Source organism: Agromyces capsici (genome assembly GCF_058349965.1).
Genome location: NZ_JBYRET010000001.1, coordinates 1139953 through 1165353 on the forward strand (window position 1 = coordinate 1139953; position 25401 = coordinate 1165353).

Consider the following 25401-nt stretch of genomic DNA (forward strand, 5'->3'; position numbering starts at 1 on the left):
GTCGACCCGAGGAGGCCGCGAATGCGGCGCACGGGCAACCTTCAGAGCATAACGGATGTCACCTCCGCGCGCACATCCGCGGCTCCGCCGCCCCTCCCGCCCACGGCCCCCCGCCCCGCCCGCCCGTTCGCCGAGCGCGTGTACTTCCGGCGAGGGCGCGCGCGGATGCAATTGCGCTCGACGGAAGTACACGCGCTCGTCGAATCAGGATTCCTCGTGAATGAGGGACGCGAGGGCTCGCCCATCAGCGGCGCACGACCGGGAGGCCGGCCGCGATCAGCTCGGCCTTGAGCAGATGCGGATTGCGGGCGTCATCCCAGACCCACCGGCTCACCTCGAGCCCGTGATCGCGGCGGAGCCGCCGCTCGCGCTCCTTCTCGAGCCACACGACCTCCTCGGGCGTCCTGCCGTCCAGGTACTCCTCGCGGTGGTACTTGACGAAGCCGTCGAACTCGCCCGCGATCGCGAAGTCCCTCCAGAGGAAGTCGGTGATGTCCACCCCGCCGTCGCGGCGCACGAACGGCACCTGCAGCTCCGGCGCCGGGAAGCCGAGCATGTGGATCTGCGCCCGGCTGAGCGACTCTCCGGGCGACGCGGATGCGGGGTCCGCGAACTCGGCGACGCGTCGCGCCATCCGGATGCCACGGGCGCCCCTCGCCTCGTCCAGTCGAGCGGCCAGCGCGGCGCGAACGAGCGCCGCCGGGCTCGCGGGCTCGCACTCGACGAACCGGTCGCCATCGAACCGCACAGGCGGAGGCACGTAGCGCCCGGCGAGTGCGGCGTCGAGTCCGGTGACCGCAGAGACGAAGAGTCGCGTGCGCACGAGGTCGAACATGGTCCGCTCCGGGCTCGTGAGCATGAATCCGCCGTGTTCGATGACATCGCCGTCGCGGAGTCGCTCGCGGTGCCACACCACGCCCCGCTCGTTGCGCGGCGCCGACCCGGTCGGCGAGACGAGGTGCACGGCGTCGGGACGAGGACCGATGATCGGGATGCCGAGGACCAGCGCCGCCGACTCGTGCGAGAGCACCACGTCCTGGCGACGGGTGCGGACGCCGGCCGCGACGCGGAGTAGTGCGCGCTGGTCGTGGTCGGCGGCCTCCCACTCCGCGGCATCGACATGGTGTCCGGCTCGAACGCGCACCAATCGACCCGCCTCCACGGCCCGCTGCATCCAACGATCGCCGGCCGGCGAGAGCCGCTCGGCCGAAGTCAGCATGAGCTGAGGCATCCCGGATGTCACCATCCGCCGATGCTCTCGCCTCGATCGTTCGCCCGGTGCGCACCCGGTCGCCCCGCAGTGCCCACATCCTCGTCCGGCGACCTGTGGAGGACGAGTCCATGTCCGTTCAGGGTCCGCGAGCGCGTGTACATCCGACGAGCGCAATTGCATCCGCACCCGCACTCGTCGGAAGTACACGCCCTCGGTGTGCGCGCCCAGTACCCGAAACCTGGGGAGGATGAGTCCACGCCCGGCCAGGTATCCGCGAGCGCGTGCAGAACCGACGAGCGCAATTGCATCCGCCCGCGCGCTCGTCGGATGTACACGCGCTCGGCGAAGCATGGGGGCGGCCGGGCGGCGGCGGCGGCGGCGGCGGAGGGTCAGGTGCCGGGGGCGTCGGCGCCGCGTGCGGCCCACCAGGCGAGCAGGCGCTCGCGCGCGGCATCCGGCCCGATCGGGCCCTCGTCGAGGCGCACGTCGAGCAGGAACTTGTACGCCTCGCCGACCACGGGGCCCGGCCGCACGCCGAGCGCCGCCATGATCTGCTGTCCGTCGAGCTCGGGGCGCACCGCGGCGAGCTCCTCCTCCTCGGCGAGCTGCGCGATGCGCTCCTCGAGGTCGTCGTAGGCGAAGCCGAGCCGGTCGGCCTTGCGGCGGTTGCGGGTCGTGACATCTGCTCGGGTGAGGATGTGCAGCCGCTCGAGCTGGTCGCCGGCGTCGCGCACGTATCGGCGCACGGCCGAGTCGGACCACGAGGCATCCGTGTAGCCGAAGAAGCGCAGGTGCAGCTCGATCAGCCGCGAGACCGCGTTGATCGTGTCGTTGTCGAAGCGCAGCGCGCGCAGGCGCTTGCGGGCGAGCTTCGCGCCGACCATGTCGTGGTGGTGGAACGACACCGCGCCGCCCGGCTCGAGGCGCCGCGTCGCGGGCTTGCCGATGTCGTGGAGCAGCGCCGCGAGCCGCACCACCAGATCGGGCGAGTCGAGGTTGCCGCGGGCGACCTCGTAGTCGATCGCCTGGTCGAGCACGGTCAGCGAGTGCTCGTACACGTCCTTGTGGTGGTGGTGCTCGTCGATCTCGAGCATGAGCGCGGGCACCTCGGGCAGCACTCGAGCGGCGATGCCGCTGTCGACGAGCAGCCGGATGCCACGGCGCGGCGCCGCCGTGATCAGCAGCTTCGACAGCTCGTCGCGCACGCGCTCGGCCGAGATGCGGTCGATCTCGGGCGCGAGCGCCGACATCGCGGCGACGGTGCCGGCCTCGACCTCGAACCCGAGCTGCGACGCGAACCGGGCGGCGCGCATCATGCGCAGGGGGTCGTCGCCGAAGGAGACCTCGGGTGCGGCCGGGGTGCGCAGCACGCCGGCGATGAGGTCGTCGACGCCGCCGGACGGGTCGACGAGCTCGAGGCGCGGCAGCCTCAGTGCGAGCGCGTTGACCGTGAAGTCGCGTCGCTCGAGGTCGTCGACGAGCGAGGTGCCGAATGCGACCTCGGGCTTGCGGGAGGTGCCGTCGTACACGTCGGCGCGGTAGGTCGTGATCTCGACCGTGTGGCCGTGCACGAGCGCGCCGATCGTGCCGAACGCGCGGCCGATGTCCCAGTGCGTCTCGGCGATCGGCTTCACGACCGCGAGGATCTCGTCGGGCGTGGCATCCGTCGTGAAGTCGAGGTCGTTGGTGCCGCGACCGAGGAACGCATCGCGCACCGGCCCGCCCACGAGCGACAGCTCGAATCCGGCCGCCTCGAACGCGTCGGCGAGCGTCGCGACCGTCGGCGAGGCCGCCAGACCACTGAGCCGGTCGAGGGCCTCCGCGACACTCTGCATTGCTCCATGTTAGGCAAGGGCCGCGGGCGGGCCGTGCCCGAGCGGCCGGATGGCGCGTGCGAACGCTGCGGGCTCTCCGAGCGCACGCCGTAGAATCGCCTCCATGCCGGCCGAGTCGACCCTCCTTCGACGTGTCCGCCGACTCCTCTCCCTCTCGGTCGCCGGGGCCACGTGCGCCGCGCTCGGGCTCGGGCTCGCGGGCATCGCCGTCCCGCTCGCCGGCCCGGCGAACGCAGCGGCCGCGGCAGCCGAGACCGCGGACGGAGTCGAGGGCGTGCGGCTGAGCGTCGCGCCCGCCGCCGGCACCGCGATCGCCGCGGGCGAGCCCGCCGACGTCGTCATCGAGATCGTCAACGGCACGGATGCCGCGATCCGGGCGGGCACGCTACGCCTCGGCGTCGCCGTCGACACGCTCGACGACCGCGCTGCGGTGGACGAGTGGACGACCTCCGAGGACGACCCCGACGGCGGTGCGCCGACAGCTGACGCCGAAGTGGTGGGGGAGCGCGCGACCGCCTCGCTGGCGGCGGGCGCCGCGACGGCGCTGACCTTCGCCATCCCGGCCGAGGCGACCGATGCGACCGACCCGGTGATCGGCCTCACCGCCGAACTCGAGGTCGACGGGCAGCCCGTCTCGTCCGCGACGACGGTCGTGATGAACTCGCGCGTGCCGGTCGCGGCGCCGGCCGGCCTGGCCCTCGCATACCCGCTCACCGTCCCCCCGCAGTCGACAGGCCTGATCCCGGCGGACCGCCTGGAATCGTGGACCGGTCCGACGGGACTCCTCACCCGCCAGCTCGAGGCGGTCGCGGGCACGTCCGTCGCCGTCGGCATCGACCCCCGCATCCCCGCGTCGATCCGCGTGCTGGGCAGCGCCGCTCCGGAGAGCGCGGTCGCCTGGCTCGGCGAGCTCGCGCTCATGCCGAACGAGGTGTTCCCGCTCGCGTACGCCGATGCCGACCTCGCCGCGCAGGTCCAGGTGGGCGTCGAGGAACCGCTCGAGCCGATCGGGTTCGACGACGCCGTCGACCCCGCGGACTTCGCGGGCGCGACCGATGGCGAGGAGGGTGCGACCGCGGCGCCCGGCGAGCTCCCCGACACGTCCGACCTGCTCGACTGGGACTTCACGCGAACCGACATCGCCTGGCCCGCCGACGACACGGTCGCGACCGGCGACCTCGACGGCTTCGCGGCCGGCGGTCTCACGACCGCGATCCTCTCAGCCGGCAACGTCGAGGCCGTCGACGAACCCGTGAACGCCCGCGCGACGATCGACGGCCGGGCCGCGGTGGTCGCGGACGCGCGCGTCACCGAGGCGCTCCGTGCGGCGGCGGAGGCGACATCCGACAACGCCTGGCGCAGCGCGACCGCGCGCCTGCTCGCCGAGCTCGCCCTCGTCGGCGGTGACGACACGATCACGCTGTTCGGCTCGTTCGCCCGATCGGCCGGGCTCGACGCCGACCGGGTCGCGGCGACGCTCGCGGCGCTCGCGGACGGGCAGTGGGCGCGACCCGCCACGCTCGCGGAGGCCGTCGGTGCACCGCCCGCGACGCGAACGCTCGTCTCGACGCCCGAGGACCCCCAACGGCTCGAGAACGTGGAACGCCTGCTGCGGGCCGAGCAGTCCGTCGACGCCTTCTCCGAGGTGCTCGCCGACCCCGCCGTCCTCACCGGACCGACGCGACGCGACCTCCTCGCGCTGCTGGATGTCGGATGGCTCGACCAGCCCGAGCCGTGGACCGAAGCCGTCGGCGAGTGGCTCGTCGAACAGCGCGCCCTCACCAACTCGGTCTCGATCGTGCCGAGCAGCAGCGTGCTGGTGGTCGCCACCGAGACCGGCATTCCCATCACCGTCCAGAACGACCTGCCGTACCCGGTCGACGTGGTGGTCGAGGTCGCGCCGTCGAACGGCCGGCTCATCGTCGAGGACTCCGTCGAGGCCACGGTCGAAGCCGAGAGCCGCAGCACGATCGGCGTGCCCGTCGCGGCCGGCGTCGGCAGCGGCGAGGTGACGCTGGTCGTCTCGCTCAGCTCGCCCGAGGGCACGCAGATCGGCACGAGCGTGCGCGTGCCGGCGAACGTGCAGGCCGACTGGGAGGGCGTGGGCGCCGCGGTCATCGCCGGCATCGTCGTCGTGGTGTTCGCGGTCGGCGTGCTGCGGGCGTTCCGGCGTCGGCGTCGCGCCCGCGCGCAGGCGGCGACGACTGAGGCGGCCGACGCGACCGAGGCGACCGAGGCGGCGACGCCCGAGACGACCGAGCCGACGGACGCGCCCGAGACGCCCGCGCCATCCGAGCCGGCCGCGCCGGAGGGGCGACCGCATGGGTGACGACCGCATCGCCCGGGCGAGCCTGTTCCTCGCCTCGGGCACGATCGTCTCGCGCATCCTCGGGTTCCTGAAGGCGATCGTGCTCGCGGCGACGATCGGCGTCGTCGGCTCGGCCAGCGCCGACGCGTTCGCGGTCGCGAACGGCCTGCCGAACACGGTGTACGTGATCGTCGCGGGCGGCGTGCTCAGCGCGGTCCTGGTGCCGCAGATCGTGCGCGCGGCCGCGCACGAGGACGGCGGCAGCGCGTACATCAACAAGCTCGTGACGCTCGCCCTGGTCGTGATCGGTGCGGCGACCGTGGTGGCGACCGCGCTCGCACCGCTGCTCGCGTGGATCTACGGCGGCGGCTTCCCCGCCGACACGCTCGCACTCGCCACCGCCTTCGCGTTCTGGTGCCTGCCCCAGATCTTCTTCTACGGCCTCTACACGCTGCTCGGCGAGGTGCTCAACGCCCGCCGCAGCTTCGGCCCGTTCACGTGGGTGCCGGTGCTCAACAACGTCGTCGCGCTCATCGGGCTCGTCGTGTTCGGCGTGCTCTTCGGGTTCGACCCCGACGGCACGCGCTCCGCCGACGAATGGTCGCCGGGCATGATCGCCCTGCTCGCCGGCTCGGCGACCCTCGGCATCGCGGCGCAGGCCCTCGTGCTGTTCTGGTTCTGGCGGCGCATCGGCCTCCGGTACCGGCCCGACTTCGCGTGGCGCGGCGTCGGGCTGCGCTCGGCCGGCCGCATGGCCGGCTGGACGTTCGGGATGCTCCTGCTCACGACGTTCGCCGGCATCGTGCAGACCCGGGTCGTGAGCAACGCCTCGGGCGAAGGTGCGTCGATCGCCGCGATCGAGAACGCGTGGCTGGTCTTCATGCTGCCGCACTCGGTCATCACGGTGTCGATCGCGACCGCCTACTTCACGCGGATGAGCGAGCACGCGCGCGACGGCGCGTTCGATCGCGTGCGTGCCGACCTGTCCGGCGCGGTCCGCGGCGTCGGCCTCATCCTGATGCTCGCCTCGGCGGTGCTCGTCGTCGTGGCGTACCCGTTCGCGGCGGTGTTCCAGCCCGGCAACCTCGCCAACACGTCGGCGCTCGGCAACGTGATCATCGCGTTCGCGATCGGGCTCGTCGGCTTCAGCGTCCTCTTCGTGGTGCAGCGCACGTTCTACGCACTGGGCGACACGCGCACGCCGTTCATGTTCACGCTGGTGCAGGTGATCGTCTTCACAGGCGCGGCGCTCACGTGCCTGCTGCTTCCGGTCGAGTGGATCGCAGTGGGCGTGGCGCTGTCGACGACGATCGCGGGCACGGTACAGCTGGGCCTGGCGGTGGTGCTGCTCCGTCCGAAGCTCGGCACGCTCGACGGCCGGCGCGTGCTCGGCAGCCTCGGACGCGACCTCCTCGCCGTGATCGTCCCCGTGGCCGCGGGGCTCGCGATCGTGTGGGCGTTCGGCGCGTTCCGCGACGGTGGCTTCGCGATCGCCGATCGCTGGAGTGCGATCGCCGTCATGGCGATCGCCGGCACCGTCATGGCGACGCTCTACGGCGCCATCCTCTGGCTGCTGCGTTCGCCCGAGCTGCGGGGCTTCGCCGCTCCGGTGCTCGCGCGGCTGCGACGGCGGTGAGGCGAGCGGATGTCGCCGCGGCGGCGTCATCCGTCACCGCAACTTGCTCGCCTGTGACCCGCCCGTGAGCGGGAGGTCACGCGGAATACCCCCCGCCTAGACTGTGTTCACCATGTCGTGGCATCCGGTGGCTAGGATGCCGCAGCAACGCAGGAGAACGACAGGAGCGGCTTTGCGCGACATCATCATCATCGGATCGGGGCCGGCGGGCTTCACCGCCGCCATCTACGCGGCCCGCGCCGAGCTGAAGCCGCTGCTCGTGGCGAGTTCCGTCGAGATCGGCGGCGAGCTCATGAACACCACCGAGGTCGAGAACTTCCCCGGCTTCCCCGAGGGCATCATGGGCCCCGACCTGATGGGCAAGATGCAGGCCCAGGCCGAGCGCTTCGGCACCGAAGTCGTCTACGACGACGTGGTCGAGCTCGAGCTCGACGGCCCGGTCAAGCGGGTCAAGCTGGGCAACGGCGGCGAGCACGAGGCGCGGTCGATCGTCTTCGCGACCGGCTCCGCCTACCGCAAGCTCGGCCTGCCCGAGGAGGAGCGACTCTCGGGCCACGGTCTGTCGTGGTGCGCCACGTGCGACGGCTTCTTCTTCCGCGAGAAGACGATCGCGGTCGTCGGCGGCGGCGACTCGGCGATGGAGGAGGCGACGTTCCTCACGCGCTTCGCCGACAAGGTGTACGTCATCCACCGCCGCGATGAGCTCAAGGCGTCGAAGATCATGCAGCAGCGCGCGTTCGACAACCCGAAGATCGAGTTCATCTGGAACGCGGCCGTCGACGCCATCCACGGTGACACCGCCGTGACCGGTGTCACGCTGCGCGACACGGTCACGGGCGAGGTCCGCGGGCTCGACCTCGACGGCCTCTTCGTCGCAATCGGCAACGACCCGCGCACCCACCTCGTGCACGGCAAGCTCGACCTCACCGCCGAGGGCACGATCGCCGTCGACGGCCGCTCGTCGCGCACCTCGGTGCCCGGCGTGTTCGCCGCCGGCGACGTCATCGACCCGACCTACCGCCAGGCGGTGACCGCTGCGGGCTCCGGCACCGTCGCGGCCCTCGACGCCGAGCACTACCTCGCCGCGCTCGACGACGCCGGGTCCCCCGAGGAGGCCGAATCAGAGGCCGAGGCCCTCGACGAGGCCGTCGCCATCGACCGGCTCGCCGAGGTGGGCTGACGGCGCGAGCCGCCGTCGACGCCCGCCCGCGACATCCGCTTCACCGAGAAGGAGAAACCCATGACTGCACGCGCAGTGACCGAGGCCACCTGGGAGCAGGAGGTGCTCAACAACGACAAGGCCGTCCTCGTCGACTTCTGGGCCGAGTGGTGCGGCCCGTGTCGCGCGGTCAGCCCGATCCTCGACCAGATCGCGTCCGAGCACTCCGAGAAGCTCGACATCGTCAAGCTCAACGTCGACGAGAACCCCGGTCTCGCGATGAAGTACCAGATCACCGCGATCCCCGCGTTCAAGGTCTTCGAGAAGGGCGAGGTCGTCAAGACCGTCATCGGCGCCAAGCCGAAGCCCGCCCTCGAGGCCGACCTCGCCGCCTACATCCAGTAGCCGGCAGCCTCGCAACGCATCGAGACCCGCCCGGCGCCCGCCGGGCGGGTCTTTCGCGTCTCCGAGCGGATGGCACGGATCGCGCGGATGGCACGGCCGGCGGTTCGGACACCGAGCGTCCGGAGCACGACCGACCCCGCGTCATCCGCCCTCGAGCGATGACTAGCATGAGAATCCTGAGCAGAACGGAAATCACCAGTGACCTCTGACGGCGTCCCCCAGCGGACCGGCAACAATCTCGACCCCTGGTACGCGAACTACGCCGAGCGAGCCGCCGGCTTCGCCGCGTCCGAGGTACGAGCCCTGTTCGCCGTCGCGTCGAGGCCCGAGGTCGTCTCGCTCGCCGGCGGCATGCCGTACGTCTCGGCCCTGCCGCAGCAGCTCATCACGACCGCGTTCGAGCGCGTCATGCGCGAGCAGGGTCCGGTCGCGCTCCAGTACGGATCCGGGCAGGGCATCCCGTCCCTGCGCGAGCACATCCTCGACGTGATGTCGCTCGAGGGCATCCGCGCGTCGGTCGACAACGTGGTGACCTCGACGGGGTCGCAGCAGGCGCTCGACTTCGTCGCCAAGCTGTTCCTCGATCCCGGTGACGTGGTGCTCGCCGAGGCGCCGTCGTACGTCGGCGCCATGGGCGTGTTCCGCTCCTATCAGGCGTCGGTGGTGCACGTCGCCATGGACGACGACGGCCTGATCCCGGAGGCGCTGCGGCAGACCATCGCCCACCTGCGCGGACAGGGTCGTCGGATCAAGTTCCTGTACACCATCCCGAACTTCCACAACCCGGCGGGTGTGACGCTCTCGGCCGAGCGGCGCCCGGAGATCCTCGAGATCTGCCGCTCGAACGAGATCCTCGTCCTGGAGGACAACCCGTACGGGCTGCTGCATTTCGACCAGCCGGCGCCCGATGCGCTGCGGTCGATGGATCCCGAGGGCGTGATCTACCTCGGATCGTTCTCGAAGACGCTCGCGCCGGGCTTCCGCGTCGGGTGGGCGCTCGCACCGCATGCGATCCGCGAGAAGCTCATCCTCGCCGCCGAGTCCGCGATCCTCTCGCCGTCGTCCTTCAGCCAGCTCGTGGTGTCGGAGTACCTCTCCCAGGCCGACTGGCGCGGGCAGATCGACGCGTTCCGTGGCGTGTACCGCGAACGCAAGGACGCGATGATCGAGGCGCTGGGGGAGCACCTGCCGCAGCTGTCGTGGACGAACCCCAACGGCGGGTTCTACGTGTGGGTCACGCTGCCCGACGTGCTCGATTCCAAGCAGATGCTGCCGCGCGCGGTTCGCGAACTCGTGGCGTACACGCCCGGCACGGCGTTCTTCGCCGATGGACGCGGTCGGCACGCGATGCGCCTGTCGTTCTGCTATCCGACGCCCGACGCCATCAGGCTCGGCATCCGACGGCTCGCGACCGTCGTGAACGGCGAACTCGACCTGCTCGACACGTTCGCCGGCACCGGCTCGCTGCAGTCGCCCGATCGGCCTGGCATCGAGCCCGCGCCGCCCACCGATCTCAAGTAGTGACGGAGAATTCCCTGATCATGAGCGAATCCACTGCCCTCTCCGTCGTCGTGCTCGCCGGAGGGATCTCGCACGAGCGCGACGTCTCGCTGCGGTCGGGCCGGCGTGTGGCCGACGCCCTCACCCAGGCGGGTCACCGCGTCGAGCTGCGCGACCCCGACGCCTCACTCCTCCCGTACCTCGCCGAGCGTCGACCCGACGTGGTCTTCCCGGCCCTGCACGGTTCGAGCGGCGAGGACGGCTCGTTGCTCGAGCTGCTCGCCGCGCTCGGCGTGCCCACGGTCGGTTCGACCGGAGCCGCTGCGCGGCGAGCGTGGTCGAAGCCGGTCGCGAGCTCGCTCCTCGCCGAGGCCGGGGTCGCGGTGCCGGAGTCGATCGTGCTCTCGCACGAGGCGTTCCGCGAGCTCGGTGCGGCGAGCGTGCTCCAGGTCGTGCGCGAGGCGCTCGACGGCGACCTCGTCGTCAAGCCCGCGTCGGGCGGTTCGGCGCAGGGCGTGTCCATCGTCGAGGACCCGACCGACCTGCCGCGCGCCATGGTCGAGGCGTTCACCTACGACGACGTCGCGGTCGTCGAGCGCCGCATCGTCGGCACCGAGCTCGCGATCGCGATCGTCGAGACGGCTGGCGCGCCTCGCGCCCTCACGGCGGTCGAGATCGTGCCGACCACCGGTGTCTACTCGTTCCAGGAGCGCTACAACGCGGGGGAGACGACGTTCTTCGCCCCCTCCAGGCTCGATGATGCGACGGTCGCGCGTGCCACCGAGGCCGCACTGCTCGCGCATCGCACCCTGGGTCTGCGCGACCTGTCGCGCGTCGACCTCATCGTGGACGCCTCGGGCACGCCGTGGTTCCTCGAGGCGAACGTGTTGCCCGGACTGACCGAGACCTCACTCGTTCCCCTCGCGATCGAGGCATCCGAGACGGATGCGTCGACGGTCTACGACTCGCTCGTCAGGGCCGCGGTCGCGCGCGCGCGCTGAGCTGCGTGCGACCGCGAGCGGTCACACGCCTTCGAGGTCCTCGCCGAGTTCACTGAGGATCCGACGGAGATCCTGCACCGTCGCGAAATCGATGCTGATCTGGCCTTTGCGTGCGCCGAGGGAGATCTTCACGCGTGTATCGAGCCGGTCACCGAGTCGCGTCGACAGGTCGTCGAGGAAGTCCTGGCGCTTGCCGGCCGCGGGCTTGACGCGGGCCGGCTTCGGCGTCTCCGAGACGATCGCCTCGGCGGCGCGCACCGAGAGTTCCTCGTTGACGATCTTGTCGGCCAGTCGCTGCATCGCCTCGGGGTCGCCGGCTGCGAGGACGGCGCGAGCGTGGCCGGCGCTCAGCACGCCCGCGGCGACTCGCAGCTGGACCGGCTCCGGAAGCTTGAGCAGGCGGAGGGTGTTCGAGATCTGCGGACGCGATCGTCCGATGCGCGTCGCGAGCTCCTCCTGCGTGATCCCGAAGTCTGCGAGGAGTTGCTGGTAGGCCGACGCCTCCTCCAGCGGGTTCAGCTGCGAGCGGTGGAGGTTCTCGAGGAGCGCGTCGCGCAGCATCGCGTCGTTCGCCGTGTCCTTGACGACCGCGGGAATCGTGTCCAGTCCGGCGGTCTTGGTCGCGCGCAGCCGTCGCTCGCCCATGACGAGCTCGTACTTGCCGGGCAGGTCGGGGTGGGGTCGCACGACGATCGGCTGCAGGACACCGAACTCGCGGACGCTGTGCACGAGCTCGGCGAGATCGTCGGGATCGAAGACGGATCGCGGCTGCTGCGCGTTCGGAACGATGTCGTCGGGGTCGAGCCGGGCCAGGTGCGCGCCCGGCACGGTGAGCAGGTTCGCGTCGGCCGCGTTCTCGACGGCGGCGACGGCGGTCTTCGGCGCTTCGCTGTCCGGGAAGAAGACGTCGACCGGCCGGGTCGCGCGCGGCGCATCCTCATTGGTCGGGATCAGTGCGCCGATGCCGCGACCGAGACCGGTGCGCTTCGTTGCCATCAGTCGGACTCCTTCTGTTCGGATGCACCGCGCCACGCGATCTCGGCGGCGGCTTCACGATACGAGAGCGACCCGCTCGACGCGTAGTCGTAGCTGATCACGCTCTGGCCGTAGCTCGGCGCCTCCGAGACGCGGACCGAACGGGGGATGATCGTCGCGAGCGTCTGGGTGGGGAAGTGGTCGCGCACCTCCTGCGCGACCTGCTGGGCGAGGTTCGTGCGCGAGTCGTACATCGTCAGCAAGATGGTGCTGAGCCGCAGTTCCGGGTTGAGGTGCTTCTCGATCAGCTCGATGTTGCTGAGCAGCTGCGAGAGGCCCTCGAGCGCGTAGTACTCGCACTGGATCGGGATCAGGACCTCACGGGCGGCCACGAACGCGTTGATCGTGAGCAGCCCGAGCGACGGCGGGCAGTCGATGAAGACGTAGTCGTACGGCTGGTCCATCTGCGCGAGATGGCTGTCGAGCGCGCGGCGCAGTCGCTGCTCGCGGGCGACGAGCGAGACGAGCTCGATCTCAGCGCCGGCGAGGTGGATCGTCGCGGGAACGCAGTCCAGGTTCTCGTGCTCGGTTGAGCGGCGGATCACGTCGGCGACGGGAAGGTCGCCGACCAGGACGTCGTAGACGCTCTGCTGGTCGGAACGATGCTCGACCCCCAGCGCCGTCGACGCGTTCCCCTGCGGGTCGAGGTCGACGACCAGGACCTTCGCGCCCGCACGAGCCAGCGCTGCGGCGAGGTTCACTGCGGACGTCGTCTTCCCGACGCCGCCCTTCTGGTTCGAGATGGTGAGGATCCGCGTCGACGCGGGCAGGGGAAGCACGGCCTCCTCGAGCGCGAGTCGCCGACGCGTCTCGTCGGCAAGCTGATCAGCCAGTGGGGTTCCTCCGTTTGGATCGGATGTTTCACGTGAAACGTCGTCGGGCAGTGCAGCGGCCGTGTCGTGCGTCGGTGTTGACGCGAACGGGGGCGACATGCCATCGGGTTCGGATCGCGGGTCGGGTTCGACAGTCGATTCGGCCTCGCGCGGCGCCTCGGCCTGGGGCTGGAGTGGGGGGTGCGGCCGCGGAGCGAAGGCGTCTGACCCTGTCGGGGCGCCCGCCGAGGTTGCGGTGTCCGGATTCGACCCCACAGGACCCGGGGGTTCGTCGAAGATGGAGTAGGGCTCGTCGTCGAGTTCCGTGCCGGCGGGCTCGGATTCGGCGATACGCTCGCGTGAGGTCTCGGCGACCTGGACCTGGGCTCGCTGCACCTCCGGTTCCCGCGCATCGGCGGGCCGAGGTTGATGGAGGCTCGACACCGTCTGCGCGGTCGCATCGCCCACAATCTCGCGGATGATGTCCTCGAGGAGCTTGTCGGGGTCGCCGTGATGAAGCGTCGGCGTGTTTCCGTGGGGAACCTCGGGGCCGGTATCGCCTGAGAGCGCAGCCGCGGTCGCGGCATCCCAATCGAACGGCGACGAGGTGGCACCAGGGTTCGGGGCGCCCTGCTCAGCCTCGGGCATCGCCGGCGGCGCGTTCGTGGAGGCGGGAGACCCGATCGGTGCGTCGACCGTCGAGCGCGGCGGCGCGAACCGCTCGTCGCTCGATTCAGTGGAGTCGGACCGGGCGTCGTCGGGGGAGGCTGGATGCGTCACTCGGGGCGAATCGTCCGTAGTTGCCTTTGCCGCTGGCCGGAGCAACGCATCGAAGTCGCTCGGCGCGGCCTCGTACGCCTCGAGGCGGGTCGGCTCGGGCTCGCGGACGGGTGCAGGATCGGGTTGCGGCTTCCTCCGGTGGAACCAGCCACGCCCCCCACCCTGCGCCATGCCACCACACTCCTGACCCGTACGACTACGCCATTCCGTCGACGGCGATCTTCGACACCCAAGCCTAACCGCCGCCTCGGACGCCGGATGGGTCCCGCTCGAAGTTTCGCCAGACTGCCGTCCTTGCCTCGGTGTGGAATCGGCGGACCACTGCTCCGAGCCCGCCTGCCTCCGTTTCACGTGAAACATCACGTTCGCATGCCGCCGCGTGGCCCTGTTCCATCGCGGTGCCGCGTCGCCCCCAGCGTCGGTCAGCGTGCTTCACGGATTTTCGGACTCGCTCCGATCGGTGAAGTCGAATGCGTTCCCGAGCAGCCAGTCCGTCACAGCATTCGAATGGATCGACCTGCCGCACTGAGCGGCCGTGTGCTCTGCCAGCGCATGGCGCCGCCCGCCGACCGACCTCACACGCAACTCGTCTCTCCGTAGGGACGCGGGGGACGCATGAAGCGCCGTGGCCGATCCGAACCCTCGACCCGGGTCCCTTGAGCTCAGGATGGCGGAGCGAACGCTGGCGAGCGCGGCCGCCCATGGCGCGATCGCTGCGTTTCACGTGAAACGGCTTCGCATTCTGCCCGCGACTTCGGGTGAGGAACTCGGTTCAGTCAGGGATGCGTCGACAACGGACCCGTCGCGACTCCGGACCCCTACCCCTGGTCCCGGTACGCCGCTGAGCCGCTTGCACTCGATTCGTTCTGCGGATCCTCCGTCGCGCGTCCCGCCTCGGATCGGAACGAGTTCCACCGGTGGGGGAGTGGAGGGATCACGTCAGCCTGGCAGATGCGAGCGCCGCAGTTCGTGGCACAGCATGGGTGATGCGTTGCAGATGGGTGTGGCGGCGTTTCGCGAAACTCCGCGCTCGCGGTGACGTCCTCGACGGGCGGCACGGTGACGGGGAGATCCGCTTCACGCCTCCCGCACCTTCTGGGCTGCGGACCCGGAAGAGGAATCGTGGTGGGAACCGCTGCCAGTTCGATTGGTCCGACCCCACCATCGAATCGTCGCGGGTCTCCGAGCCGCGTCGCCGGGGTCGTGTCTTGTCGTTTCACGTGAAACGCTTGCTCTTGTTGAGGTGATCACGTCGGGTCGAGGGCGATCCACGTCAGGATTCACGAGGTTGCCATCGACCACGATCGGGTACGCGAAGCGTCCCGCGTTCACAACCGTCCCAGCCTGAGTTGGTCGAGCCCGACCTGACGGGTGCCGTTCGAGCCTGACCGCCCGAATGCGTCCGCACCGACACCCTCCTGCCTGACGGCACGTGTCGCGTCGAGGTGAGCCCCGGCAGACGGTGCCGTTGCGAAGGCCGATTCGATGGAAGGAGTGGCGGCTCCGAGCTGAGCGGCGAGAGTCGCAACAGGGTAGGTGGAACGCTGGTGACATTTCGTTGTCGAACCCGCCCGCGCGTCCGCACCCGTGGTCGGCGCAATGAGTGTCGGCTTCTCAGACGACGCGTATCGAACAATCCGATGCCGGCCTCGGATTCGACTGACCAGCGGACCCCACCCCGCCTCCTTGGCGCCCCAAGGGTGGAGCTCTCGAACGGTCAAGCCCGGGCGCGTCCGAGCGGATGGATGGAGACCCGTGCGGCTCCGACATTCGGTGACGCTGGTCCAGCGAGCCCGCACTGCGACACCACGAGTCGGGCGGAAGCTCACGATTCGGCAGCGACCCTCGGGCCGGGCATGGCGATCGAGTGGTCACGGCGGCGAGCGGTGACATGGTGCCCCCAATCCCGACCTGCTCCTCGATGACGGGCGCCGCTCACGAGAGCTGAGGCGGCGGACTTCGGGCGGTCGGCGGCGTCATCGCTCGACGCTGATGCGGGGCGCTGCGGGATCACGAGGGAGATCGTGCTCGAACCACTGGGTCCAGGCCAAGACGACTCGGCAGACCCGGTAGTCCAGCCGGCAGCGCAGAGCGTTTCACGTGAAACGGTGCGTGCATTCTCCCGGGCCGTGGGAAGTCGAGTCGACAGTGCGGTGCTCGAGCTCGGTGACGCCGATACGCCGTGACAACCCGAGCACACACTCCAGCACCGCCAGGCATGTCGCGGTCGATGCAAGCCGGCGGCCCCCTGACGGGGCTCAGATCGGACCGTTCGGTGCGAAACCTCCCGTTCTCGAAGCCAACGACGCACACAGTGATCGGACGGAACGGTGCGGCGCACCACGCTCCGGACCCCATCCCCGCAGCCGAGGGTGGCGAGCGCGACCGCAGCGCCCAACCGTGCAGGGCGCGGGGACACGACATCCGCGATGCGGAGGCGAACCCACGCCCACGCGGCAGTCCCGCGTGATACGAGGAAGTGCCTCGACACTCGGCCCGTATCCGGTGAGAAGCGCGGCGCGCCGTCGGGGCGACGCAGGCCGCGCGATGGACTTCGTGCTCTCAGCGGGGAGAGGCCGACCAGCACGCGGCGACTGCGACGACATGCCTGAAGACCACCCACGGCAGTACGCCAGACCCCTGCTAGCGCCCACATCGGGGAGTGGCACCCCGGATCGACCCGACCCCGTCGCTCACGGACCTGCAGTCGGTCCGCGGTGCCCGGCAGCGGGACTCACACCCCTCGCCAGCCGCGCACCGCGACGGGCCGAGCCAGGAGGGGATGCAGGCGAACGTGGACGAAGGTCGTCAGCGCTGTCCGCCCGCGCGTCGATCGTGGACAAGCGCGGTCGCTGCCCGTGTGATTCCTGCCGACGCACCCCGCCACAGGTCGACGGTCGTCTGACGCACTCTGCGCGGTCGGCGCAATCGCCCGGGGGAGTGCGCGTGCACATGCATCCTGAGGATCATCCCGTACCGCACCGGCACGATCAGCTCGGTCTGCGTCGCCGCGCGCAGCTTCGTTTCACGTGAAACGACCCAGCAGCCGAGCCAGCACGCCCGCGGAACGCGGGCCGCGTCATGGCTGAACGGCTAGGCCGGAACGCGGGCCCGGAACACCCGGGTGACATCCGCGACGACGCCCTCGCCGAGCACCAGGACCTCGACGTCGTCGAGGCGGAACTTGCGGATCACCTTCTCGGCCGCACCGATCTCGGCGTCCACCCCTCCGCCCTTCATCAGGATCAGCTCGCCGCCGGGTCGCAGCAGGGGAGCGGTCACGGGGATCAGCGTGCGGAGTGCACTCACGGCCCGTGCGGTCACCTGATCGAGCCGGCCCTTCAGCTTGGCGTCCTCGGCGCGCGCCCGCACGACGTCGACGTTCTCGAGGCCGAGCTCGGCAACCTGTCGGGTGAGCCAGGACACCCGGCGCTCCATCGGCTCGATCAGGGTCAGGTGTACATCGGGACGAGCGATCGCCAGGAGGATTCCGGGGAGGCCGGCACCAGAGCCGACATCGCCGACTCGCCCCGGCCGAAGCAGCGGCGCCACGAGGCCCGAGTTCACGATGTGACGCGTCCAGAGCCGCGGGAGCTCGAGCGGCCCGATCAGTCCGAGTTCCTCGCCGTACTGGGCGAGGTTCTCGGTGAACTGCCGCGCAGCCCGCAGGTGCTCACCGAACACCACCGCCGCGGCGGGAGGTTCGGGTTCGAGGGCCTCACGCCAGGAGGGGGAGACGTCAGTCATGTTTCACGTGAAACGTCGGGTGCGACGGCGCTCAGCCGAGACGCGTGATGACGGTGTGGCGCTCCGCACCCTCGCCGCGCGACTCGGAGTGCAGACCGCGCTCAGCCACGAGGTCGTGCACGAGCTTGCGCTCGTACGAGGACATCGGGGGGAGCGCGGCCTCGGACGCGCCCGCGTCGATGCGCTCAGCCGCCCGGGCGACCAGGCGGCCCAGCTCGTCACGTCGAGCATCGCGTGAACCGCCGATGTCGAGGATCAACCGGGAGAAAGCGCCCGTCTTCGTCTGCACCGCGAGGCGCGTCAGCTCCTGGAGCGCGGACACGGTCTCGGACCGCGACAGCAGGGAGAGGTTCGCACTGTCGGCGGAGTGCACCGAGACGTAGGCGCGACCGTTCCGCGCGTCGATGTCGATGTCGCCGTCGAGGTCGCAGATGTCGAGGAGTTCCTCGATGTAGTCGGCCGCGATGTCGCCCTCCTGCTCGAGCTGCTCGAGGGTGCGGGTCGCGGCGTCGGGCTGGACGTCGGTCATCGGGGTCACTTCCTGTTCTTCTTCGCGCGGTTCTTGCCCATCGGCTGCTGGCGCTGCGTCGTCGGCTTCTTCGGCTCCTCGTCGGCGGCCTCCGTCGGGGACTCCACGACGAGCTTGCCCCGGCGGGCAAGGCGTGCCTCGCGTGCCTTCGCGGCCTCGCTGCCAGGGGTCGGCATGTTGCGGATCACGAGGAACTGCTGGCCCATGGTCCAGAAGTTCGAGACGAGCCAGTAGAACATGACGCCGAGCGGGAAGGCGACGCCGGAGACGGCGAAGACCAGCGGGAGCAGGTACAGCAGGATTCGCTGCTGACGGAACATCGGGCTCGCCTTGGTCTCCGGCGACATGTTCTTCGAGACGATCTGCAACTGGGTGATGAACTGCGACGCCGTCATCAGGATGATCATGGTCGTCGCAACGAGCATGGTCGACAGGCTGTACGGCTGGCCCGCGATCATCGCGTTCCACTCGTTGATGAACGTCGAGTTCAGCGGGGCTCCGAGGAACTCGGCGTTGGAGAACGACTCCGCAAGTTCCGGGGTGAGCGCGCCGACTCCACCGCGATCAGCGTGGATCGACGCGTCGTTCAGCACCGAGAACAGGCCGAAGAAGATCGGCATCTGCAGGAGCAGTGGCAGGCACGAGGAGAGCGGATTGGTGCCGGTCCGCTTGTAGAGCTCCATGGTCTCGCGCGACATCGCCTCGCGAGAGAACTGGTCCTTCTTGCCCTTGTACTTGTCCTGGATCTTCTTCAGCTGCGGCGCGACCTCGAGCATGCGCCGCTGGCTCTTGATCTGGCGCACGAAGATCGGGATCAGCGCCGCTCGAACCACGATCACCAGGCCGACGATCGCAAGCACCCAGGTGATGCCCGCATCCGGATCGAGGCCGAGGAACGTCCAGAGGGAGTGGAACGCGACGAGGATCAGCTCGATGGCCCATTTGATGGGCCACAGGATGATGCTGAAGATGTCCATTGGAGCGGGTCAGTCCTTCCGGGACGTGATGGGCGAGAGCTCAGGGGCCGCTGAGACGCGGTTGCCGGATGTCGCGGCGTCGGCGTCGAGCGACGGGTGGTCGTGGCCTGCATGGCCCCGATCCGGTACGACGGCGTGACGTCCACGCTGGCGGTCGGAGCCGGCCCAGCCGGCGGGAATCACGAAACCGAAGCGCGTCACGTGGAAACGGCGGCGACGCGGCATCCGCACGTCATCGACGCCGCCTCGCGACCACGGATTGCAACGGAGGATGCGCCACCCCGTGAGAAGCGATCCGACGACCAGGCCGCGATGCTGAACCGAGCCGAGGCCGTAGGCCGAGCAGGACGGGTAGTACCGGCAGACGTCGCCGTACAACGGAGAGACCACAGCCCGATAGGCGCGGATGAGCAGCACGCCCGCGTTCCGGGGGAGGAGCCACACGAACCAGGCGAGATCGCGCATCGTCAGACGTCTTCCGTCGTGGCCGACGGGGCGAGCGCGGTGCCGGAGCGGGTTGCGGCATCCGAGGCCCCGACCGTCGCCTCAGCCGCTCGGCGACCCCCGCGTGCGGCCAGCGCCGACGCGACGTCGGCTCGCAGCGTCGGGAAATCAGCCGAGGCCGCAGTCGGCAACGCGCGCACGACGACGTCGACGGCGGTGGCACCGCCGTCGACGAGTTCGCGGCAGGCGGCCTTCAGCCGACGTCGCACGAGATTGCGCCGCACGGCCGAGCCGACCTTCTTGGACACGATGAAGCCGAAGCGTGCGTCGGCACCCGCCTCCCGTGAGCGGAAGTAGCTCACGGTGTGGGCACCGGCGACCTTCGCACCGCGGCGCACGATGAACCGGTAGTCATCGGCGCTCGTGATGCGGTTGGCTTTGGCGAGCACCGAGGAACTTACGCGGACAGATCGGTGCGGCCCTTGGAGCGGCGAGCCGAGAGGATGGCGCGGCCGGCGCGCGTGCGCATGCGGGCACGGAAGCCGTGCTTCTTCGCGCGACGACGGTTGTTGGGCTGGAAGGTACGCTTGCTCATTCTTCTTCTCCGGCTTGGGATCCTCCGCGCACGGACGCGTCACAGGTGCGTCGGCGGGAAAACTCGGTGCCCGAAAGGGCTGCGGTCAACTGATTAAAACTACGGCCTGCGGATGCCGCGGTCAAACCGAGGCGCACTCCCGAACGGTTATTCTCCACCGATCCACAGCTTCCGGCGGGCACCGACACGCCGGGGCGCGGTCGATCCTCCAATCGGCATTTGTCGGCGGCAGTCCGATTCGCTAGCGTGTGAGACCAGTTATCCCCAGCCTGTTCGCCGGATTTCCGCGCTTCTCGCGCCGTCGCTCACAGGTGGGGACAACGCTGTGAACACACACCTCGGGCCGCTCGACCTGTCGTTCGGGGGACGACGAGCTGCCGACCGACGGTGCCTTGAAGATTGCGGGGAGCGATGACCGAACAGCCCATTTCCGACACGTGGGCCACCGTCCTCGATCGGTTGTCGGACGATGAGGCGATCACGCCGATGCTGCAGGGCTTCCTCAATCTGGTCGAGCCGAAGGGCATCGCGGCGGGCACGTTCTACCTCGAGGTGCCCAACGACTTCACGGCGAGCATGCTGAACCAGCGCATGCGGGTCTCTCTCCTCTCGGCGATGAGCGCGATCGACGCGCCGTCGCCGGTGACGTCGTTCTACGTGGTCGTGAACCCCGAGCTCGAGGAGACCCGCCAGCCCGAGGTGCAGCCGGTCGGCGGCGGCCTCGCCGGCGCCGGCCTGGGCATGGGCGGCGGCGGCGGGCTCGGCGGGGGCGCGCTCACCGCCGTCGGAGACGGTCCGGCCGGAACCGACCTGCCCGCGACATCCGCCGCGATCTTCGACACGACCAACCCCGACCGCCCGCGCGACGCACGACTGAACCCGAAGTACTCCTTCGACAGCTTCGTCATCGGCCAGTCCAACCGGTTCGCGCACGCCGCCGCGGTCGCGGTGGCTGAGGCGCCGGCCAAGGCCTACAACCCGCTGTTCATCTACGGCGACTCGGGGCTGGGCAAGACCCACCTCCTGCACGCGATCGGCCACTACGCGATGAGCCTCTACCCGGGCATCCGCGTGCGGTACGTCTCGTCCGAGGAGTTCACGAACGACTTCATCAACTCGATCGCGAACAACCGCGGCTCGCTCTTCCAGCAGCGCTACCGCAACATCGACATCCTGCTCATCGACGACATCCAGTTCCTGCAGGGCAAGGCGGAGACGCAGGAGGCGTTCTTCCACACCTTCAACACGCTGCACGACCACAACAAGCAGGTCGTGATCACGAGCGACGTGCCGCCGAAGCACCTCACGGGCTTCGAGGACCGCATGCGCAGCCGCTTCGAGTGGGGCCTCATCACCGACGTCCAGGCGCCCGACCTCGAGACCCGCATCGCGATCCTCCGCAAGAAGGCGCAGAACGAGCACCTCCAGGTGCCCGACGACATCCTCGAGTACATGGCCTCGAAGGTCTCGAGCAACATCCGCGAGCTCGAGGGCACGCTGATCCGCGTGACCGCCTTTGCCAGCCTGAACCGAACGCCGGTCGACATGCCGCTCGTGCAGACGGTCTTGAAGGACCTGATCACGGATGACACGGACAACGTCGTCGCGCCGGTCGACATCATCACGGCCACCGCCGACTACTTCAAGCTCACCGTCGACGACCTGTACGGCTCGAGCCGCTCGCAGGCCGTCGCGACGGCTCGCCAGATCGCGATGTACCTGTGCCGCGAGCTGACCAGCCTCAGCCTCCCGAAGATCGGGCAGCTGTTCGGCAACCGCGACCACACCACCGTCATGTACGCGAACAAGAAGATCTCGGAGCTCATGAAGGAGCGACGCTCGATCTACAACCAGGTCACCGAGCTGACCGCGCGGATCAAGCAGAACTCGCGCTTCCGCTGATTCCCGCGACGTGCGCTGCCGGAGGACCGGCGCGTTCGGCGACGGCCGAAACGGACGAGCGGGCATTTCCACACAGGTGTGGAGAATCTGTGGATTGTTAACGAGCAACCGCGCCACGACTGTTGAGACGGGCCGTCGGCCTGTGTACAACTCCGAACACGGATCGGCGCTCGGGCGTGCCATCCGCTGCCGTTTCCACACACCGTGCACAGCCGAGACGACCCGCTTCGCCCGTCGTCTCGCGGATCACCGCACACCATCCACAGTTTCCACACCGGTTAACACCGTTAAGAGATAGATGGTTAAGCCAGGGCGTCCGACAACCTCGGAGTCGGGTGCGCTCGGAACCGCGGAAATCCCCGCGCCCCGAATGGCCGTCCGGATAGCATGGGAGCCGATCCAGCCCTCCACGACGGGAGAACCGTGAAGTTCCAGGTCAATCGCGACGTCTTCAGTGAGGCCGTGTCCTTCGCCGTCAAGCTGCTGCCGCAGCGCACGACCCTGCCGATCCTCTCCGGCGTGCTGATCCAGGCGAGCGGCGACGGGCTCGTGCTCTCCTCGTTCGACTACGAGGTCTCCTCCCGTACCGAGATCCAGGCCGACGTCGAGGAGCCGGGCACCGTCCTGGTCTCCGGGCGCCTGCTCGCCGAGATCGCCGGCCGCCTGCCGAACGCGCCGGTGCGCGTGTCGACGGAGGAGTCGCGCATCTCGGTGGCCTGCGGGTCGGCGAGCTTCACGCTGCTGTCCATGCCCGTCGAGGAGTACCCGTCGATCCCCGAGATCGGCGAGCGCACCGGCGTCGTGCCCGCCGAGGAGTTCGCCTCGGCCGTCGCCCAGGTCGCGGTCGCCGCATCACGCGACGACGTCACCCCGGTCATCACCGGCGTGCAGCTCGAGGTGCGCGAGAACAACCTCAGCCTCGTCGCGACCGACCGCTACCGCGTGGCCATCCGCGAGATCGAGTGGGACGGCGGCGGCGTCGCCGGCGAGGGCGAGAACCCGCCGACGGCGCTCGTGCCGGCGCGGACCCTGCAGGAGGTGGGCAAGACCTTCGGCCACTCCGGCACCATCTCGGTCGCCATCACCAGTCGCGACGACCGCGAGCTCATCGCGTTCTCGGCCGACCGCAAGACCGTCACGAGCCTGCTCATCAAGGGCAACTTCCCGCCCGTGCGCCGGCTGTTCCCCGAGACGGTCGACAACTACGCGGTGATGAACACCGCCGAGCTCATCGAGGCCACGCGTCGTGTCGCGCTCGTGCTCGAGCGCGAGGCCGCGCTGCGCTACTCGTTCACCGCCGACGGGCTCACGCTCGAGGCGATCGGCAGCGAGCAGGCGCAGGCGTCCGAGTCGATCGATGCGATCCTCACAGGCGACGAGACCGTGGTCTCGCTCAAGCCCCAGTTCCTTCTCGACGGCCTCCAGGCGGTGCCGAGCGAGTTCGTGCGCATTTCGTTCACCAAGACCGAGAACCCGAACAAGCCCGGTCCGGTGCTCATCACGAGCCAGACCTCGCGCGAGCAGGCCGGCGCCGACAGCTACCGGTACCTGCTGCAGCCGAACCTGCTGCTGCGGTAGCTCGCGCGCCGCGAGTGTCGGCGGCCGCGGGTAGCGTTGGGGTTCGCAGGAAGGGAGCCGCATCGTGCACGTCGCCAGGCTCTCGCTGACCGACTTCCGCAACTACCAGACCGCCGAGCTCGCGTTCACGCCCGGCGCGACCGTGATCGTCGGCCGCAACGGCCAGGGCAAGACCAACCTCGTCGAGGCCGTCGGGTACCTCTCGACCCTCGGATCGCATCGGGTCTCGAGCGACCAGGCCCTGATCCGAGCCGGGGCCGAGGCCGCGATCGTGCGCGCGGTGCTCGCGCACGGCGGGCGCGAGGTGCTGCTCGAACTCCAGCTCAACCGTCAGGGCGCGAACCGCGCGCAGGTGAACCGCGCCTCGGCGAAGCCGCGCGACCTTCCGCGTTATGCGCACAGCGTGCTGTTCGCCCCCGAAGACCTCGCGATCGTCCGCGGCGAGCCATCCGTTCGAAGGCGGCTGCTCGACGAATTGCTCGTGCAGCGCACCCCGCGGCTCGCCGGCGTCATGGCCGACTACGACCGGGTGCTCAAGCAGCGCAACTCGCTGCTGAAGAGCGCACGCGCCCGCGGGCTGGCCGCCGCCCAGCTGCCCACCCTCGACATCTGGGACGAGCGTCTCGTCGACCTCGGCTCCGAGATCATCGATCGCCGGCTCGAGCTCGTCGACGAGTTGCGCGACCCGCTCGCGGCCGCCTACCGGTCCATCGTCGATGCCGACCACGCGCCCGAACTGCGACCGGTGCTCTCGATCGACGGCGCCGATCCCGACGATGACGCGACGGATGGCGCGGCCGCCGCCGACGCGCCGAGCGACGGGCGGGCCGACGACGCCGGGCCCGCCGTACGACCGACCACGGCCGACCGCTTCGCCGCAACCCTCGCCGCACTCCGCCGCAAGGAGCTCGAGCGCGGTATCACGCTCGCAGGGCCGCACCGCGACGACGTGCAGCTGCTCCTCAACGGCCTGCCTGCCAAGGGCTACGCGAGCCACGGCGAGTCCTGGTCGTTCGCCCTCGCGCTGCGCCTCGCGTCGGCCGAGCTCCTCCGACGCGACTCGACCACGGGCGACCCGGTGCTGGTGCTCGACGACGTGTTCGCCGAGCTCGATCGCCTCCGCCGCGAACGGCTCGCGGCCGCGATCGGCGGGTACGAGCAGGTGCTCATCACCGCCGCCGTGCTCGAGGACGTGCCCGCGTCGCTCGCGCAGCGCATCGTGCGCATCGAGGCGGGTCGTGTCGTCGACGCGGGTGCGATCGACGCGGAGCCGACGCCGGAGCCCGGGTCGGACGCGGAGCCCGGGTCGGACCCGGAGCCTGAGCCGACGGCCCCGGCACCCGAGCCCCAGCCGGAGGCATCCGGTGTCTGAGGCCGCACGCACCTACCAGCACTTCCGCGAGATCTTCGGCGGGGAGCCCCGGATCCGCCCGGGGCGGGCGCGCGTCCGCACGCGCGAGGCCGCCGGGAGCGAGCCGTTCACGCCGGGGCGCGACCCCAAGCCGCTCGGCGCCGCCATCGACCAGCTGACCTCCCAGCTCGGCTGGACCGGCCCGCTCTCCCAGCACGAGCTGCTCGCGACCTGGCCCGAGATCGCGGGCGACGAGATCGCCCGGCACTCCGACCCGATCGCGATCGAGGGCGGCGTGCTGCAGGTCCGCTGCGAATCGACCGCCTGGGCGACGCAATTGCGGATGATGCGCGGCGAGCTGCTCGCGGCGATCCTCGACCGCCATCCGGGTGCCGGTGTCGAGACCATCCGCTTCCAAGGACCGGATGCCCCCACCTGGAAAAAGGGCCCCAGATCGGTTCCAGGGCGCGGTCCACGCGACACCTACGGCTGAGACGGCAAAATCGGTCACTTCGCCTCCGTCGAGGCCGTAGAACGGCGCGGAGCCGCCTGCGCCCGCGCTGGAGTTGATAGGATCAAGGGTCGCCAGAACGA

The 25401-nt window shown here is 70.0% G+C and carries 20 protein-coding genes; 10 read left to right on the forward strand and 10 right to left on the reverse strand.

The window, feature by feature from the left end:
* Positions 1-244: 244 nt before the first annotated feature.
* Entirely contained in the window at positions 245-1246 is a 1002-nt protein-coding gene (locus AC3RKB_RS05535; RefSeq protein WP_491435004.1) for a hypothetical protein, read from the reverse strand.
* Positions 1247-1602: 356 nt separating this feature from the next.
* The gene (locus AC3RKB_RS05540; RefSeq protein WP_491435005.1) at positions 1603-3048 is read right to left on the reverse strand and encodes a CCA tRNA nucleotidyltransferase; all 1446 of its coding nucleotides are present in this window, start codon (positions 3046-3048) and stop codon (positions 1603-1605) included.
* Positions 3049-3151: 103 nt separating this feature from the next.
* Between AC3RKB_RS05540 and AC3RKB_RS05545 the strand changes: the two genes are divergently transcribed.
* From AC3RKB_RS05545 to AC3RKB_RS05570, 6 genes are all read left to right on the forward strand, one after another.
* On the forward strand, positions 3152-5377 hold the full coding sequence (locus tag AC3RKB_RS05545; RefSeq protein WP_491435006.1) for a DUF6049 family protein: 2226 nt from the start codon (positions 3152-3154) through the stop codon (positions 5375-5377).
* Positions 5370-6992 carry a murein biosynthesis integral membrane protein MurJ gene (gene murJ / locus AC3RKB_RS05550; RefSeq protein WP_491435007.1) on the forward strand — a complete coding sequence of 541 codons (1623 nt, stop codon included), beginning with the start codon at positions 5370-5372 and terminating at the stop codon, positions 6990-6992. The genes AC3RKB_RS05545 and murJ overlap by 8 nt, the downstream gene beginning before the upstream one ends.
* Before the next feature lie 172 nt (positions 6993-7164).
* Positions 7165-8172 (forward strand): thioredoxin-disulfide reductase, encoded by a 1008-nt coding sequence (trxB, locus tag AC3RKB_RS05555; protein ID WP_491435008.1) that lies wholly within the window; start codon positions 7165-7167, stop codon positions 8170-8172.
* 60 nt (positions 8173-8232) lie between these two features.
* Positions 8233-8556, forward strand: coding sequence for a thioredoxin (gene trxA, locus AC3RKB_RS05560; RefSeq protein WP_491435009.1), 324 nt, complete (start codon positions 8233-8235; stop codon positions 8554-8556).
* 198 nt (positions 8557-8754) lie between these two features.
* A complete protein-coding gene (locus AC3RKB_RS05565) occupies positions 8755-10077 on the forward strand; it encodes an aminotransferase-like domain-containing protein (protein ID WP_491435010.1) in 1323 nt (440 codons plus the stop codon).
* Between the two features lie 20 nt (positions 10078-10097).
* Positions 10098-11057, forward strand: a complete 960-nt coding sequence (locus AC3RKB_RS05570) for a D-alanine--D-alanine ligase family protein (RefSeq protein ID WP_491435011.1) — start codon at positions 10098-10100, stop codon at positions 11055-11057.
* Between the two features lie 21 nt (positions 11058-11078).
* On the opposite strand, the gene AC3RKB_RS05575 is transcribed toward AC3RKB_RS05570, so the two are convergent.
* From AC3RKB_RS05575 to rpmH, 8 genes are all read right to left on the reverse strand, one after another.
* Complete coding sequence (locus tag AC3RKB_RS05575; RefSeq protein ID WP_491435012.1) at positions 11079-12053, reverse strand: ParB/RepB/Spo0J family partition protein; 975 nt, start codon at positions 12051-12053, stop codon at positions 11079-11081.
* Complete coding sequence (locus tag AC3RKB_RS05580; protein ID WP_491436760.1) at positions 12053-13024, reverse strand: ParA family protein; 972 nt, start codon at positions 13022-13024, stop codon at positions 12053-12055. The genes AC3RKB_RS05575 and AC3RKB_RS05580 overlap by 1 nt, the downstream gene beginning before the upstream one ends.
* Before the next feature lie 3753 nt (positions 13025-16777).
* On the reverse strand, positions 16778-17431 hold the full coding sequence (rsmG, locus tag AC3RKB_RS05585) for a 16S rRNA (guanine(527)-N(7))-methyltransferase RsmG (protein WP_491435013.1): 654 nt from the start codon (positions 17429-17431) through the stop codon (positions 16778-16780).
* A 31-nt stretch (positions 17432-17462) separates the two neighbouring features.
* Positions 17463-17960 carry a Jag family protein gene (locus AC3RKB_RS05590; RefSeq protein ID WP_491435014.1) on the reverse strand — a complete coding sequence of 166 codons (498 nt, stop codon included), beginning with the start codon at positions 17958-17960 and terminating at the stop codon, positions 17463-17465.
* Between the two features lie 5 nt (positions 17961-17965).
* Positions 17966-18937: a membrane protein insertase YidC gene (gene yidC, locus AC3RKB_RS05595; protein WP_491435016.1), complete on the reverse strand. Its 972-nt coding sequence runs from the start codon at positions 18935-18937 to the stop codon at positions 17966-17968.
* Positions 18938-18946: 9 nt separating this feature from the next.
* Positions 18947-19402 (reverse strand): membrane protein insertion efficiency factor YidD, encoded by a 456-nt coding sequence (gene yidD / locus AC3RKB_RS05600; protein ID WP_491435017.1) that lies wholly within the window; start codon positions 19400-19402, stop codon positions 18947-18949.
* Between the two features lie 2 nt (positions 19403-19404).
* Positions 19405-19830 (reverse strand): ribonuclease P protein component, encoded by a 426-nt coding sequence (gene rnpA / locus AC3RKB_RS05605; protein ID WP_491435018.1) that lies wholly within the window; start codon positions 19828-19830, stop codon positions 19405-19407.
* Positions 19831-19838: 8 nt separating this feature from the next.
* A complete protein-coding gene (rpmH, locus tag AC3RKB_RS05610; protein ID WP_491435020.1) occupies positions 19839-19976 on the reverse strand; it encodes a 50S ribosomal protein L34 in 138 nt (45 codons plus the stop codon).
* Between the two features lie 411 nt (positions 19977-20387).
* On the opposite strand from rpmH, the gene dnaA reads away from it, so the two are divergent.
* The 4 genes from dnaA to AC3RKB_RS05630 all read left to right on the forward strand — a co-directional run bounded on the left by dnaA (position 20388) and on the right by AC3RKB_RS05630 (position 25300).
* Entirely contained in the window at positions 20388-21878 is a 1491-nt protein-coding gene (dnaA, locus tag AC3RKB_RS05615) for a chromosomal replication initiator protein DnaA (RefSeq protein WP_491435022.1), read from the forward strand.
* Between the two features lie 423 nt (positions 21879-22301).
* On the forward strand, positions 22302-23456 hold the full coding sequence (gene dnaN, locus AC3RKB_RS05620) for a DNA polymerase III subunit beta (RefSeq protein ID WP_491435023.1): 1155 nt from the start codon (positions 22302-22304) through the stop codon (positions 23454-23456).
* 64 nt (positions 23457-23520) lie between these two features.
* On the forward strand, positions 23521-24828 hold the full coding sequence (gene recF, locus AC3RKB_RS05625) for a DNA replication/repair protein RecF (protein ID WP_491435024.1): 1308 nt from the start codon (positions 23521-23523) through the stop codon (positions 24826-24828).
* The gene (locus AC3RKB_RS05630; protein ID WP_491435026.1) at positions 24821-25300 is read left to right on the forward strand and encodes a DciA family protein; all 480 of its coding nucleotides are present in this window, start codon (positions 24821-24823) and stop codon (positions 25298-25300) included. Before recF ends, AC3RKB_RS05630 begins: the two co-directional genes overlap by 8 nt.
* Positions 25301-25401 lie beyond the last annotated feature (101 nt).